Origin of the sequence: Clostridioides sp. ZZV15-6598 (genome assembly GCF_020657705.1) — a bacterium.
Lineage (GTDB): Bacteria > Bacillota > Clostridia > Peptostreptococcales > Peptostreptococcaceae > Clostridioides > Clostridioides difficile_F.
The window spans coordinates 1-810 of the sequence record NZ_JAGWCS010000298.1 but is presented as its reverse complement, the minus strand read 5'-3'; the positions used below and the strand labels follow the sequence as shown (position 1 = coordinate 810).

General features: G+C 26.3%; 1 protein-coding gene. It reads right to left on the bottom strand.

The features are described 5' to 3' along the window. Positions 1-42: 42 nt before the first annotated feature. On the bottom strand, positions 43-714 hold the full coding sequence (locus KGF50_RS21700; RefSeq protein ID WP_227849980.1) for a response regulator transcription factor: 672 nt from the start codon (positions 712-714) through the stop codon (positions 43-45). Positions 715-810: the final 96 nt, after the last annotated feature.

The following is an 810-nucleotide window of genomic DNA, read 5'->3' as shown; positions in this document are numbered from 1 at the left end:
CTATAACAGAATATAAAATTAAAACTATAGTTTTTTTATCTTTTAATCCTTGCATATAGAATATCCTATCCCTCTAGTAGTTATTATTATCTCTTTTCCTGCAACTTCTCTTAATTTCTTTTTTAATCTAGCTATATGTACCCTTAATACAGATGATAATGGGTCAAAATATTCATCATAAACATGTTCTGATATATCTATACTTGATACGATATCTGGATATCTACTTGCAATATATTCTGCTATATCAAACTCTTTAGTTCCTAAGTTTACTTCTTTGTTATACACATACACTTTTCTAGATGATGGACTTATTGTAAGAGGACCTGCCTCTATATTTGGATTTGTCCTACCATAAAATCTCCTTATAACTGCTTGTATTCTAGCTCTTAATTCTATAATTTGAAATGGTTTTACTATATAATCATCAGCTCCTAAATCAAGCCCTTTTGCCAATTCATTTACTTCATCTCTTGCTGTTACAATTATTATGGGCGTATTTAGATTATTACTTCTAAAAAATTCTAATATCTCTATTCCATCTCTATCTGGTAAGTTTAAATCTAATAATATAGCATCATAGTCATTTATAAATGCTTTTTCTTCTCCATCTAATCCACAATTTGCTATATCTACTACTAATCCTTCATTTTCCAACCCTATCTTTATATTATAAGAAAGCTCTTTATTATCCTCTATTATTAATACTCTCATATAATCATCTCCTAAATAAAATATCAACTTATTCATTATATATAATGAATGTTTATTGAATGTTAACTATACTTTATAATTATTTAATTCTTATAT